The organism is Solibacillus sp. CAU 1738 (assembly GCF_039888725.1).
Taxonomy (GTDB): Bacteria; Bacillota; Bacilli; order Bacillales_A; family Planococcaceae; genus Metasolibacillus.
Genome location: NZ_JBDQQN010000005.1, coordinates 170,123 through 183,582, shown reverse-complemented (window position 1 = coordinate 183,582; position 13,460 = coordinate 170,123). Strand labels below are relative to the sequence as shown.

Here is a 13,460-nt window from a genome sequence, read left to right as displayed (position 1 = left end):
CATCACTCCAAAATAATCCCCATTTGACTTAATGGTTCACCAAGTTGGTTCACTGCTGTTGCGAGTGCTTTCGTATCTTCTGCAGTTAATTCCTCATAAGATTTATAGCCACCATCAGTTGTTGCGTGAAGAGCTAATAAATCATCGACAGCTTTGAATTTTTCATCTAGTGTTGCTACTAAATTAGCATCTTTTGCTGCAATCTTTTCTCGTAAAATAGCGAAGATTTTTTCTGCGCCTTCGATATTTGCTTTAAAGTCATAAAGGTCTGTATGCGAGTAGATTTCCTCTTCACCAGTAATTTTTGAAGTCGATACTTCGTTTAATAAATCCACTGCACCTGTAATCATTAAATCAGGTGTAACTTCAACAGTTGTCACAAGTGCATGAAGTTCTTTAACATCTGCAAGTAGTTGGTCAGCAACTGCTTCGTAGCCTTCTGTCGTACCTTCAACCCAAAGTGCATATTCAAGCTTATGGTAGCCAGTCCATTCTTCTTTGCCATGCCCTTCTTCCTCAATATCAGCTAAGCGTCCATCGATACGAGGGTCAAGATCGCCAAAGCTTTCTGCTATTGGCTCAGATCGTTCAAAGTACATGCGCGCAGGTGCATATGCAGCTTTTGCGCCTTCTACATCGCCCACTTTAAATAAATTCACAAAGTTTTCTGTCTCAATTAAAAATTGGTCCATTTGCTCTAAAGCAAAGGCTTTGTATTGTTCTAATTGTATTGATAAATCTACACTAGTTGTTTCTATCTGTTGTTGCTCACCTTGCGTTTGTTGCTGTTTAGCATCGTCGCTACTGCAAGCACCTAATAATAAGCTTCCTGTTAAAATAATCGCTGATAACGATTTAAACTTTAATGAATTAAATTTCAAAATAACCCCTACTTTCTAATTAACATTCTCAATGATAATCATTGTCGTTTAAAATTGCAATTACATTTTTTTAGAAACTATATTAATTTAGAAATATTTTTATAAAATGAGTTTTAATCAAGTATTTTCGAGTAATTTTCAAAAAAAGAGCTTTAAAAAGGCAAATAGCATCCTTTTTAAAGCTCTCCTTAATAATAAACTATTATTAAAATGTTATTTAGCACGTTGAAAGACAAGTTTCCAAACTATCAAATTCACGAATACAAGCGTGGCTAAATAAATGATTGTGCCATAGGAAATATTTGTTGCCATGAAATAATGTATACCAGCAAGTAAAGCTAAAGGTATAAAAAGCACAAAAGATTTCCAGCCCTGCGCATTGACTGTTTCATTATTAGGCTTCGTAAAAGGAATGGTGCTTCCGTAGCCGATGTAACAAATTACGGTGTACAAACAGCTTGCTACTAAAACAGCCAATAAATCTGGGATAATTCTTGTTCCATAAATAAAGCAAAAGACAATGCTTAAAACAACATATAATGGAATATACAACTTAATCAGAAATGCTTTTAAGCTTCCTTTTTTTAATTCGGTGTAGTTTTTAATTGGAAGTACTTTATATATCCAAGCCGCTTTATACTTTTCTGAATGACCTAGCATAAGCACCGCAGCAGGAATAATGAGCATGCTGAAATAGATATTTAAATAGCTCATGCTAACAGAATAATTAACGTTTTCTGCTCTGACGACGTTTAACATAAAAATGAATGGAATAACAAAAGAAAAGCCTAAAGATGGGTATATTTTCAATTTGAATTCTCGCTCTTGTTTCATCATGAGCGAGGCAAAACGATAAATAGCTCTTTCCTCACTTGTTCGGCAAATGAACTTGATTGAAAATTCCTTCAGTCTATTTGTCTTTTCCTTTTTCGACTTGCTAATGCTTAATAGTTTTTGCAAGTTGCGTTCAAAGGCAGGAATTAGCTTTATGTAAAGCCATATGGATACGATTGGGATGACGATGGAGAATATGCTGAATACTACTGTTAATAAAGACTGATCTCCATTCAGCAGTAACTCATATGGAGCAGCGAACCACATCGGGATAAGGAAAATACTCCACCAATGAATATCCACTGCAATATTAATATTAACAAGTTCAAAAGACCTCACGAGGAATTGATAGCCAATCATCATTACTAATGACAAGCCAATTTGTACATAATTGATCATATCCTTCAGTCTTTCGCCATCGAAGAATCTCAAAATTGCAATATATAACATCGCAGTAAGAACAACGATAAAAATGTTGATTAACACGAGTTCAAATACAGTTAAGAGGAAGAACAAAATCCCTTGTTTAAAAAGTCCGACTAAAAGCGGTATCGCTGTCAAAGCTATTGTTAAATACGTTAAATAGATCAAGATATGCATAAATTTAGCTGCATTTACTGTTTTGGCACTAATCGGCTTCGTTGTGAGAATAGTTCTGTCTCGTACGTCCAATAGTACGGAAGAAAAATCAGAAATCATCGAAGTCATAATCATAAAAATAAGGATTGCATACGTAATAGTCATCTGGAATAGAAAATTCTCTCCAAATCCGATAAAAGGAATAAGCACAAGACTGATTAACACATAAATCCATAAAGACTTGATGTACCCATATTTTTGATCTTCGCTTTTTTTATTTGCTGATTGGTTAAATAATGTCGGAACTCTACGCTCATCCATTGTCAGCTTTATATGGAGGATTTGTCTCATAACCGCATAATCAATACCTAAGTTAATAAATATAAACCGTACCTTATCAAGCAGCTGTAATGATTTAAAATCTTTCATCACTTCACCTCTTGCACAACAGAAACAAATTGTTCGCCAATTTCTTTATAGTTATGGAAGCCAGTTAATTGGTTGAAAATCCCCTCTAGCGTTCCTGCGGTATTGTCTGCTTGTAGTTGCGCAAATGTCCCATCGGCAGCCACTTTGCCATCATACAACAGTATAATGCGGCTACTGATTTTTTCGACAACATCCATGAGATGGGAAGAATAAAATATTGTCTTTCCTTGGGCAGCCAGTTGAGACAAAATTTCTTTAAAAATCATCACACTATTAGCATCCAATCCATTTATCGGTTCATCCAAAAACAGTAAATCAGGATTATGTAAGAGGCTCGAAATAATTAACAGCTTTTGCCGCATCCCTTTCGAATAAGAAGAAATTCTTGCATGATACGCCTCTCCAACCCCAAATAGTTCCATTAATGTTTTAGATTTATTAGCAGCCATAAGTAAATCTAGTCCATAAAGCTGGCCGATGAAGGTCAAATATTCATAACCTGTTAAATTATCATAAACATCAGCTATTTCCGGTACATAGCCAATTCTTCGTTTGTATTGAATAGGATTTTGCTCGATATTCTCACCAAAAAGTTTAATTTCTCCGGTATATTCACCTTCAATCCCCATAATGATTTTTATCGTTGTACTTTTTCCAGCGCCGTTCGGACCGATGTAGCCAATTATTTCACCACCAGAGATATGCAAATCAATTCCTTTTAATATTTCCTTGTTACCGTAGCTCTTTGACAAATTCGTAATCGTCAAAATGTCCTGTTGAGTCATTTTGTATCTCCTTTTTATATAAAGACCTATTTTGTTTTAGTTCCCTAAATACAAATAATTTGTAGTATCAAACAGATAAGCATCAAAAAAGAATTTTAGTTAATTTTACCATATATTACAATTGTTTAGCGGGACTAACCTAATAAATTAGTGCGAAAAAGGAAAAAATCACATTCATCCTTCTTTCTATAACTTGAATGGCTAATCAAAAACGCCCAAAACCCCTATTCATTAAGGGTTTTAGGCGTTTCAGATAATGGTTGCTTTAATTATGATATTATGCGAGCGCTTGGGGGTAAGCAGTTAAATGCTACCGAAAAAAAGACAATAGCAAGTATCGCTCATAGCTGAACCTCAGAATTATTTGCCACGCTTAAGGGAACAACATTGATCATTACTAACGTTTATTATGATTTTGATTTTGATTACGATCGAAGTCTACTTCCGTAGCGAACTCTTCTCTGTTTGCACGCTCTCTGTTAGCATTTTGATTTTGATTTTGTTGTTTTTTGTTATCTTGTGTTTTGTTGTTTTTATGTTTATTGTTACCCATTTTCCTATCACCTCCACTATTAATGTGAGCGATAAATGATATTTTATCCGCATATCTTACTACCAGCAAAATTTAACTGACTTAATAAAATGCGCGGTTATGGACATGAGCTAGAATAATAAAAATGTATCTTTGTATTGCACTAAATCACCAATACTTGAATAAGTGACGTGTTCCCTATTATTGACGTGGCGCTAATAACATAACTGCAACACCTACTAAGCATATTCCTGCACCTACCCAATCGTATAAATCAGGTGTTTTTTTATCAATTCCCCATCCCCATAGTACTGAAAGAACGATAAATACTCCTCCGTAGGCAGCATAAACTCTTCCGAACGATGGAAATGATTGAAATGTAGCAATAACACCATATAAGGCTAAGGCTATTCCTCCACCTATTCCCCAATAATAGGGTTTACCTTCTCGTAACCACAGCCAAATCAAATAACCTCCGCCAATCTCAGCTAATCCCGCAAGTATAAACAAAACAATTGCGTAAATAATTTAGACCACTTCCTAAAACAGTATAGTATAAAAAAATTATACCTTATTCTTATTGAATTAATCTGCAAAGTTTGCGAATTAGAAAAGGCTCTACTCCTTTCTGAAGTAGAGCACCTCGTTTATTTTAGTTGGTCTCACAATAGGCGGTTAATCAAAAACATCACAAACTATTAGAGGTCTAATAAAATAGCAAAATACTTTTGATTTCCAAAACAATAAAAAAACGTTAACCCTTCTTGGATTAACGCTTCCATTATCTGAAAATCAATTTATGAAAATATTATAACTTGAGGTATTCATTCAGAAAAACACCTCATATAGAGCATTTTCATATAACCAAATGAATGCCTCTTAAAGTACATTTATCCATCATGTAGTTGCACTAATAGAAATTAGTCCTGTGCTTGCATATACACTTCTTCATACGGCTGCACAATGACAAAACCGTCTCCTTCAAATCTCATTTGAATTGATTCTCCACTGCCTCTTCCAATGAAAGTTTTTAGTGAAATATCCGTTTGAAATTCAGGTTGAAGATTTCCTGACCAAGCTACCGTTGCATTTGGATCAGTAATAATTGGTTTTCCTGGTGTTACACGTAATGTCAGTGGTTCATAATGTGCTGTAATAGCAATCATACCAGTCCCTTCGCACCGAACATTAAACAAACCACCTGCTACCATACTTGATACTTTCCTCATAAGTTTAATATTGTGTTTAATAGATGGTTCGAATGCAAGTAGGTCATTTCCATTTACATAAATCGCTTCATTCTGTAAATGGAGAATAATAATTTTTTTCCCGCTGTCAGCAAGATACAATTTCCCTTGCCCATTTGCTTTCATCAGGGCCGACCCTTCACCTGTCAAAGCCTTTTTGAACAAAGCCCCAATTCCATGCTCTAAAACACCTTCTCGTTCAAACTTAATCCTTCCATTATAGGAGATCATTGATCCAGCCTTGGCCCAAACGAGACCATTAAGATTCACCTCCAGCAAACGCGGTGTCTCTAATTCAAAAAATCCTTCCCCTTTATCAACTTGCTCTGTATTTTTAATAAATTCAGCAATCGAATATTTACTCATGCAACACACCTCCACTTTTTAACATATACGTACAAGTTCGCAACAATGTTTCAAAATAATCCAATTTAGTTGAATGAAAGGAAAATTCAATTAAATACTTCAAAAATCCACAGAATTCTATAATACGTTCACAACCGTGTAAAATACCCTTCATAATTGTCTAATCTCAACAAAAAAGCGTTAATAGTTCTTCCTCTATTAACGCCACAGTTACTTTAAGTATTAAATTTCTATTTCAGCTTTACGTTTAAGTCCGTATAAAACCCTTATTAAGGCATTGCCACTAAAAGTAATTTTATTTCTTTTATTTGTTCAATGTGTCGTTGTTCATGTAAATATAATTGTTCAATCCATTGACCAAGAAATAGTTCACCTAAAGCAGGATGTTCCACTGATTTTTCTGCCAGTATAGATTTATCTTCTATAGTACTAAGAAAAGTCATCAATTTTTTTCTCGAATCGTTTAACAAATCAATTATTTGATGAATTTCAAATGGTTTTTCATCAGGCTCAACAATTTTTGGCGCGTTAAGCTTTTTCGTTCTATCTAATAATATAATGTCAATTTGTATACGTTCTTGTTGAGTACTATTATTCCCTTTTAATCCCCATGCAATAGCCTTTAAAGTTGCCTCTTCCACTAAAACTAAGTGATGGCAAACTTGTGCTATACTCCACATATTCAGACCCGGCTTACTATTAAATTGGGCATCACTTAATACAGTAATCTCCTTTAATAGTGTATTTCTCGTTTCAGACAGATAGTCATTTACTAATTGGTTCATGAAATTTATCCCCCCACATGCAAATACGTACGTTGATTCCTATCTTGTATATATTCTCTACGATGAAAATGTATTCTCCTAAACTTTCCTTTCCATCGAACAAATAAGGAAATAGTGGAATAGCAATCACCGTGTGCTAAATTATACCCCACTTTGCGCATTACAAAACAACGCGATATGTGTGCTAAAAAAGTAAACACCGCTTATCCTTTCACATTATTCTAGCCTGAAAATGCATAATAATATTATTAAAACAATGTTTTAAACAACTAGAATAATTTTACATATACACATTGACCACAGTGGTCAATGTGTATATAATTACCATAAATAATAAACAAAGGGTTTATCGCCGAAAGTTAGGGTGGCATTTTAATAAAGCATTTATTGATTGTAGTGGAGCCAGCGTGACTCCTTGGGGATTAGCGTCACAGATTAGACCCCGCAACGTAGTGAGGAGGCTCATCGGACGCCCCCAGGAAAGCACGCTGGCGCAACGGAAATCACCCCAAAATTATGGTGAAGAGCAAAAGAAAGGAGAATTATTTTGTACTCTTTATTTTTAAATTTAGAAGAAGAAAAACGTCGAACTATTATCAATGCAGCATTAAAAGAATTTTCTACGAATACTTACGACCTCGCTTCAACAAATAAGATTGTTAAGCAAGCGGTAATTTCAAAAGGTATTTTGTTTCATTACTTTGGAAGTAAAAAAAATCTCTACCTATTTTTAAATGAATATGTAACTGAAATATTTGCCGATGCCCTAAATACACGGCTGAATTGGCAGGAACCTGATATTTTTAAACGTTATGAACAAATAGTAGAAATCAAATTTCAGCTTATGAAGCAATATCACAATTTATTTGATTTCTTAAAAATGGTTTATGCCGAAACGAGCACGGATGTAAGGCAAGAGCTCAATGAATACAATTTAACATTACAAAAAAAATCATATGAGACTGTTTTTGAAGGCATTGATTTCACCCTCTTTAAAGAACATATAGACGTAAAAAAAGCGATAGACACTATTCAGTGGGTAACCGATGGGATTAATCAACGGTATGATCAACAGTTAAAAGCACATGTAAATGATGAAAATGCTTTTAATAACCTACTAGAACAATGTGCAGCAGAGGCCAATTCTTATTTTCTCTTTTTAAAGCAACTACTATATAAATAAAACAAAGGGGTAGATTGTTCATGAAAATGATTGAGGTTCATAGTTTAACTAAAAAATTCGGGGATTTTTATAGTATTCAGAATGTAAATTTAGAAATAGAAAAAGGAGAGGTATTTGGTTTTTTAGGTCCTAATGGCGCTGGAAAATCAACAACTATTCGACATTTAATGGGCTTTTTACAAGCGACAGAAGGTCATTGCTCTATTAAAGGTCTTGACTGTCGTCAATCAACGGCAACCATCCAAAAATTCGTAGGCTATTTACCTGGTGAAATTGCATTTATAGATAAAATGACAGGAAAGCAGTTTATCCGTTTTATTGCTCAGTTGCGAGGATTGAATGATTTGAAAAGAGCTGATGAATTAATAGAATACTTCGAATTAAATGCAACAGGCCTCATTAAAAAAATGTCAAAAGGAATGAAGCAAAAGATTGGCTTAGTTTGTGCCTTTATGCACGACCCTGAGATTGTCATTCTTGATGAGCCGACAAGTGGGTTAGACCCGCTCATGCAAACAAAATTTATTGAATTTATATTAGCTGAAAAACAAAAAGGAACGACAATATTAATGTCCTCTCATATGATTGAAGAAGTTGAAAAGACTTGCGACCGAGTGGCGATTATTAATGCTGGAAAAATTGTAGCGACAGAAAAGGTAGCAGACTTAAAAAAACGTAAATCCAAAAAATATATGATTGAATTTCAGAATGAGAGTGAACTATCCCGTTTCATGGATGAATCGTATGTCGCTGAACAATTAAGTCCTACAAAAGCAATAATTATAGTACAAGGTGAAATTCAAGTAATGCTTCAAACATTAGCACACTATCATATTGTTGACCTAGATATTATTTCTCAATCACTCGAAGATATATTTATGCATTATTACGAAACTGGAGGCCAAGAATCATGAACATTACTTTACTGAAACATGAATTTCTAGCATCTATAAAATTATTTAGTATTATTATAGCTGTGTTAATGCTTTATATTATTAGTATTGTATATATGTATAATCCAGAAATGAGCAATACGCTTAATCAACTTACCGAATCAATGCCTGAATTGATGGCGGCATTTGGAATGAGTAATTTTGGTGACACCATAATTGAATTTTTATCTACTTATTTGTATGGATTTTTATTACTCATTTTGCCATTAGTGTTCGTCATTATGTTATCTAATAAACTAATAATTGGTTATATTGATAATGGTTCCATGGGATATATCATTACAACTCCCAATACGCGTTTAAAAATTGTCGTGACACAAGCATTCTTCTTAATTATTAGTCTCTTTGCCCTGCTTTCCATCACTACTACAGTAACCGTTATTTTTTGTGAACTGCTTTTTCCAAATGAATTGAATATAGCTGCTTTTATCACATTAAATTTCGGTCTTTTCCTTCTACACTTTGCAATAAGTGGCTTTTGTTTTCTTATTTCTTGCAGTAGCAAGGATTTAAAAACGTCTTATGCATATTGTGTAGGTATTCCTATTATGTTTTATTTAATTGAAGCACTTAGTAACCTAGGTGGTGCACTAGAAAAGCTTCAATATGTAACTATTTTTTCTTTATTTGATCCCCAAAAATTAATTGCGCAAGATACTTTAGCATTGTGGATGTTACTTTCTCTATTTATAATAGGAGCGGTTTGTTATACTTTGGCGGTTCGTATATTTGTTAAACGTGATTTGTATTTATAATACTTGTGGATCTATTGTTAATACCCGTAACTTGGGGTTGATTTCCGTTCCAGTTGGGGCGCTTTCCGGGGGGCGTCCGATGAGCCGCTTCCCTCGCAAGCTCAGTCCAGGGTCTCATCTTGGACGCTAATCCCCCAGGAAGCTTTGCTCTGTAGCGAAAGGTTTACCGACAGCTACACTCGCCCAACCTCCACTCTAATCAACACGCACTTTAAATATTTTGTTGTTATCCCCCGCCTTTTGATGATGAACCTCTATTGTGCATCTTCTGAAAATTCTTCACAGTCAAACGAATAATAGTGCGCTCTTCTAATGTAATGGGAAACAATTAGAAGAGCGCCCGTACTCGCTTAGTTTTCTTCATTTTAGCCAATTGGATTATAATGTATGCCATAAGAACCGCTGGATCAGGATAGATTCCTTCAGCAATAGCCGCGTCACCATTCATTTCAATTATTACATAGGACTAAAAAAACACACTTGGATATTCCACAACGCCATAAACATCATCTAGCGCATGCGGTACTAGCTCCAATGCCATAAATGCTTCATCAGGTACTTCGAAAGGTGCTTTTATCCCCCATAAACTTGCCTTCTTAAATCCAAATTTCGGATAATACTCCGGATGCCCTAAGACAACAACAGATTGATAATTAAGCTCTGTTGCTTTTTTTAATGCAGTAGTAATTAGTAGCTTCCCTATCCCCTGATTTTGATACGCTGGTAAAACCGAGATAGGTGCCAAAGCTAGCGAAGGTGAAATTTTATTATCATTCACAATATTTATTTTCGATAATAAAATATGGCCAACAATTTTATCGTGCTCTGCATCCACTGCAATTAAAGATAATTCGGGTACAAAAAAATCCGATCTTCTAATTCGCGCTACTAATTCATGCTCCGTTTGATCGCTCATCTCCATATTTGCAAATGCTTCTTGAACTACATTTTCAGTAGTTACATAATCTTCAAATCGCTCTTGTCTAATTGTTATTTTCATAATAAATACTCCATTCCTATTCCAAATTATTCATGCTGTTATGTTGTATCATTGCATTAATTTGATTTTTTGCACGTTTACAATATACCCCTATTGAACACTATTAATAGCAAACAGTATAAAGAAACAATAACTATTCTGTCCATTGCGAGAAGGTCCGAGTGTAAATTCCTCCAAAAATATTATAGATTCTAAAATCAAAGTATGTTTCTTATGAAATATATTGTACGATATGAAGGAACATTAGAAGAAAGAGGTTCAGGAACAATGGAGTCAAAAAAACTAGAAATTAAACAGCCGAAATATCAAACAATCGCAGAAGATATTGCGTCAAAAATTGTGGAAAAGAAATATATTGTTGGGGAAAAAATTTATGCTCGTTCGTCACTAGCCTCACAATATGGCGTATCAGCGGAAACTGCTCGTCGTGCTATTGCAGTATTGCAAGATTTAGAAATTGTAGAAGCAACTAAAGGTAGTGGCGTCATTATTACCTCTTATGAGAACGCAGCAAAGTTTGTACACCGACTAGAGGGTGTACAATCGATAAAATCATTACAAACAACACTTCAACAAAGTATTAAAAAGCAAATGATCGAATTAACAACTTTACAAGAAACAACAGAAGAACTAATTAATCGAACAAATCGATTTCGTTCTATTAACCCATTTGTTCCTTTTCAGTTAGAAATCACATTAAATTGTCCTTACTTATCAAAAAGTATAAGTGAAATGAATTTTTGGCAAAACACAAGAGCAACAATTGTCGGTATACGCAAAAATGATCACTTAATACTATCCCCCGGTCCGTATGCAACACTTGATATTGGTGATGTTATTTACTTTATAGGTGATGAACAATCTTTAGTAAATGCACAACAGTTTTTACAAGTACAATTATAATAAACAGTCAAAACAAAGGAAATTCCCTACTTTGTTTTGGCTTTTTTATTTTTGTAAAAAATCTGAAAACGTGCCTATTCATTTGACAAAAGTAACAACTTACATTTAACATTAAGTTGTTACTTTATTATTTACACTAGTAACAAAATCATATTTTACAAGAAAGTAGAAGTGATCCAATGGAGAAATTAAGAGTAGAGCATGTCACCAAAGTCTTCGGGAAGCAATCTGCAAATGCATTGAAGCTTGTCGAACAACAAAAAAGCAAGACAGAAATATTACAGAAAACAGGCGCAACAGTCGGTGTTTATGACGCAAACTTCACTGTTCAAGAAGGTGAAATTTTTGTCATTATGGGGTTATCTGGTAGTGGGAAGTCAACACTTATTCGCCTTTTGAATCGGCTGATAGACCCCACCAGTGGCGAGATTTTCATTGATGGCGAAAAAATTACAAGTCTAAAGAAAAACCAATTACAACATATGCGTCGCGAAAAAATGAGTATGGTTTTTCAAAATTTCGGTTTATTCCCTCACCGAACAATTCTAGAAAATACAGAGTACGGCTTAGAAATTAGAGGAATTGCCAAGGAAGATAGAAGATTGAAAGCAGAAAAGGCTTTACAAAATGCAGGCTTACTTGCATATAAAGATCAGTACCCACATCAGTTATCAGGTGGGATGCAGCAACGTGTTGGCTTAGCTAGAGCACTTGCGAATGATCCAGAAATATTGCTAATGGATGAAGCTTTTTCTGCACTCGATCCGTTAATTCGAAAAGATATGCAAGACGAATTATTAGAACTTCAAGCAAACGTACAAAAAACAATCATTTTTATTACGCACGATTTAAATGAAGCACTACGAATAGGTGATCGTATCGCCATCATGAAAGACGGAAAAATTATTCAAATAGGTACAGGCGAAGAAATCTTAACAAATCCAGCCAATGGTTATGTCCGGTCATTTTTAGAGGACGTTGATCGCTCAAAAGTGTTAACTGCTGAAAATGTAATGGTCCGTCCGATGACTGTAAACATCGAAAATGACGGTCCTAAAGTTGCACTACAACGGATGCGCGAGGAAGAAATAAGTGTACTCATTGCGGTAAATAAACAACGTCAGTTTAAAGGCTATATCACAGCAAATGACGCACTTGAAGCAATAAGAAAAGGTGAAAAAACAGTACAATCATTTATTAAAACAGATATGCCTACTGTCGTACCAACAACACTTATCCAAGATGTGTTGCCGATTATTTCCGATAGCCCAACTCCTGTTGCCGTAGTCGATGAAGGAAAACTGCGTGGCATATTAATACGCGGTGTAATTATTGAGTCGCTTGCCTCTTCTACTCAGGAGGTGGCTAACCATGAGTAATTTACTAAACCAAATACCTAAAATACCAGTGAGTAATACAGTTGAATTAGCAATGGATTGGTTCACAGATACATTTGCCGGAGTATTTAAGTTCATTCAAACAGGCGGCTCATCCTTAATGGATAGCGTGACCAATTTACTAATAGCTATCCCCCCTATCCTTTTCATTTTGCTAGTTGTTATACTCGCCTTTTTCGCTACAGGAAAAAAATTCGGATTGCCACTATTTTCATTATTAGGATTACTCTTTATTTACAATCAAGATTTATGGAACGAATTAATGAACACTTTTACACTCGTCTTGTTTGCTAGTGTTATTGCTATCATTTTAGGGGTTCCTATCGGGATTTTAATGTCCAAAAGTAAAGTTGCAGAAAATATTATTCAACCAATACTTGACTTTATGCAAACGATGCCTGGCTTTGTTTATTTAATACCTGCAGTTGCATTTTTCGGAATAGGTGTCGTACCGGGTGTTTTCGCATCCGTAATATTCGCCTTACCCCCTACCGTTCGTTTTACGAATTTAGGGATTCGCCAAGTACCAAAAGAATTAGTAGAAGCTGCAGATTCTTTTGGTAGTACAAGTACACAAAAGCTATTTAAAGTGGAGCTTCCATTAGCAAAACCAACAATCATGGCAGGAATCAATCAAACTGTACTATTATCTTTATCTATGGTCGTTATTGCTTCTATGATTGGTGCCCCTGGCTTAGGAAGAGAAGTATTATCGGCATTACAAAGAGCGCAAGTTGGGAACGGCTTTGTTGCTGGCTTAAGCCTAGTTATTTTTGCGATTATCGTCGACCGATTAACGCAAAGTTTAAATAAAAAAACGAATTGATAAAG

At 34.9% G+C, this 13,460-nt stretch carries 14 protein-coding genes; 6 read left to right on the top strand and 8 right to left on the bottom strand.

What is annotated here, in order from left to right; genetic code table 11:
* Positions 1 to 2: 2 nt before the first annotated feature.
* The 7 genes from efeO to AAFN87_RS15375 form a co-directional block, all read right to left on the bottom strand.
* On the bottom strand, positions 3 to 881 hold the full coding sequence (gene efeO / locus AAFN87_RS15405; RefSeq protein WP_347791954.1) for an iron uptake system protein EfeO: 879 nt from the start codon (positions 879 to 881) through the stop codon (positions 3 to 5).
* A gap of 213 nt (positions 882 to 1,094) precedes the next feature.
* Positions 1,095 to 2,723, bottom strand: a complete 1,629-nt coding sequence (locus AAFN87_RS15400; RefSeq protein WP_347791953.1) for a hypothetical protein — start codon at positions 2,721 to 2,723, stop codon at positions 1,095 to 1,097.
* On the bottom strand, positions 2,723 to 3,508 hold the full coding sequence (locus AAFN87_RS15395; protein WP_347791952.1) for an ABC transporter ATP-binding protein: 786 nt from the start codon (positions 3,506 to 3,508) through the stop codon (positions 2,723 to 2,725). The genes AAFN87_RS15400 and AAFN87_RS15395 overlap by 1 nt, the downstream gene beginning before the upstream one ends.
* Before the next feature lie 397 nt (positions 3,509 to 3,905).
* Entirely contained in the window at positions 3,906 to 4,061 is a 156-nt protein-coding gene (locus AAFN87_RS15390) for a hypothetical protein (protein ID WP_347791951.1), read from the bottom strand.
* A gap of 180 nt (positions 4,062 to 4,241) precedes the next feature.
* On the bottom strand, positions 4,242 to 4,568 hold the full coding sequence (locus AAFN87_RS15385) for a YnfA family protein (protein ID WP_347792049.1): 327 nt from the start codon (positions 4,566 to 4,568) through the stop codon (positions 4,242 to 4,244).
* A gap of 392 nt (positions 4,569 to 4,960) precedes the next feature.
* Complete coding sequence (locus AAFN87_RS15380; RefSeq protein WP_347791950.1) at positions 4,961 to 5,653, bottom strand: AIM24 family protein; 693 nt, start codon at positions 5,651 to 5,653, stop codon at positions 4,961 to 4,963.
* Positions 5,654 to 5,922: 269 nt separating this feature from the next.
* Positions 5,923 to 6,438, bottom strand: coding sequence for a DinB family protein (locus tag AAFN87_RS15375; RefSeq protein WP_347791949.1), 516 nt, complete (start codon positions 6,436 to 6,438; stop codon positions 5,923 to 5,925).
* Positions 6,439 to 6,985: 547 nt separating this feature from the next.
* On the opposite strand from AAFN87_RS15375, the gene AAFN87_RS15370 reads away from it, so the two are divergent.
* From AAFN87_RS15370 to AAFN87_RS15360, 3 genes are read left to right on the top strand one after another with little or no spacing between them, the layout of a single operon-like run.
* Positions 6,986 to 7,621, top strand: a complete 636-nt coding sequence (locus tag AAFN87_RS15370) for a TetR/AcrR family transcriptional regulator (RefSeq protein WP_347791948.1) — start codon at positions 6,986 to 6,988, stop codon at positions 7,619 to 7,621.
* 26 nt (positions 7,622 to 7,647) lie between these two features.
* A complete protein-coding gene (locus AAFN87_RS15365) occupies positions 7,648 to 8,535 on the top strand; it encodes an ABC transporter ATP-binding protein (protein WP_347792048.1) in 888 nt (295 codons plus the stop codon).
* Positions 8,532 to 9,329, top strand: a complete 798-nt coding sequence (locus AAFN87_RS15360) for an ABC transporter permease subunit (RefSeq protein ID WP_347791947.1) — start codon at positions 8,532 to 8,534, stop codon at positions 9,327 to 9,329. Before AAFN87_RS15365 ends, AAFN87_RS15360 begins: the two co-directional genes overlap by 4 nt.
* 466 nt (positions 9,330 to 9,795) lie before the next feature.
* On the opposite strand, the gene AAFN87_RS15355 is transcribed toward AAFN87_RS15360, so the two are convergent.
* The gene (locus AAFN87_RS15355; RefSeq protein WP_347791946.1) at positions 9,796 to 10,329 is read right to left on the bottom strand and encodes a GNAT family N-acetyltransferase; all 534 of its coding nucleotides are present in this window, start codon (positions 10,327 to 10,329) and stop codon (positions 9,796 to 9,798) included.
* 213 nt (positions 10,330 to 10,542) lie between these two features.
* On the opposite strand from AAFN87_RS15355, the gene AAFN87_RS15350 reads away from it, so the two are divergent.
* The 3 genes from AAFN87_RS15350 to AAFN87_RS15340 all read left to right on the top strand — a co-directional run bounded on the left by AAFN87_RS15350 (position 10,543) and on the right by AAFN87_RS15340 (position 13,455).
* Entirely contained in the window at positions 10,543 to 11,232 is a 690-nt protein-coding gene (locus AAFN87_RS15350) for a GntR family transcriptional regulator (RefSeq protein ID WP_347791945.1), read from the top strand.
* Between the two features lie 179 nt (positions 11,233 to 11,411).
* A complete protein-coding gene (locus AAFN87_RS15345; protein WP_347791944.1) occupies positions 11,412 to 12,611 on the top strand; it encodes a quaternary amine ABC transporter ATP-binding protein in 1,200 nt (399 codons plus the stop codon).
* Complete coding sequence (locus AAFN87_RS15340; protein WP_347791942.1) at positions 12,604 to 13,455, top strand: ABC transporter permease; 852 nt, start codon at positions 12,604 to 12,606, stop codon at positions 13,453 to 13,455. The genes AAFN87_RS15345 and AAFN87_RS15340 overlap by 8 nt, the downstream gene beginning before the upstream one ends.
* Positions 13,456 to 13,460 lie beyond the last annotated feature (5 nt).

Coding starts and splice junctions, on each gene's coding strand:
- AAFN87_RS15400 (WP_347791953.1), bottom strand. CDS start 2,723: ATGAAAGATTTTAAATCATTACAGCTGCTTGATAAGGTACGGTTTATA.
- AAFN87_RS15395 (WP_347791952.1), bottom strand. CDS start 3,508: ATGACTCAACAGGACATTTTGACGATTACGAATTTGTCAAAGAGCTAC.
- AAFN87_RS15390 (WP_347791951.1), bottom strand. CDS start 4,061: ATGGGTAACAATAAACATAAAAACAACAAAACACAAGATAACAAAAAA.
- AAFN87_RS15380 (WP_347791950.1), bottom strand. CDS start 5,653: ATGAGTAAATATTCGATTGCTGAATTTATTAAAAATACAGAGCAAGTT.
- AAFN87_RS15375 (WP_347791949.1), bottom strand. CDS start 6,438: ATGAACCAATTAGTAAATGACTATCTGTCTGAAACGAGAAATACACTA.
- AAFN87_RS15365 (WP_347792048.1), top strand. CDS start 7,648: ATGATTGAGGTTCATAGTTTAACTAAAAAATTCGGGGATTTTTATAGT.
- AAFN87_RS15360 (WP_347791947.1), top strand. CDS start 8,532: ATGAACATTACTTTACTGAAACATGAATTTCTAGCATCTATAAAATTA.
- AAFN87_RS15355 (WP_347791946.1), bottom strand. CDS start 10,329: ATGAAAATAACAATTAGACAAGAGCGATTTGAAGATTATGTAACTACT.
- AAFN87_RS15350 (WP_347791945.1), top strand. CDS start 10,543: ATGAAATATATTGTACGATATGAAGGAACATTAGAAGAAAGAGGTTCA.
- AAFN87_RS15345 (WP_347791944.1), top strand. CDS start 11,412: ATGGAGAAATTAAGAGTAGAGCATGTCACCAAAGTCTTCGGGAAGCAA.
- AAFN87_RS15340 (WP_347791942.1), top strand. CDS start 12,604: ATGAGTAATTTACTAAACCAAATACCTAAAATACCAGTGAGTAATACA.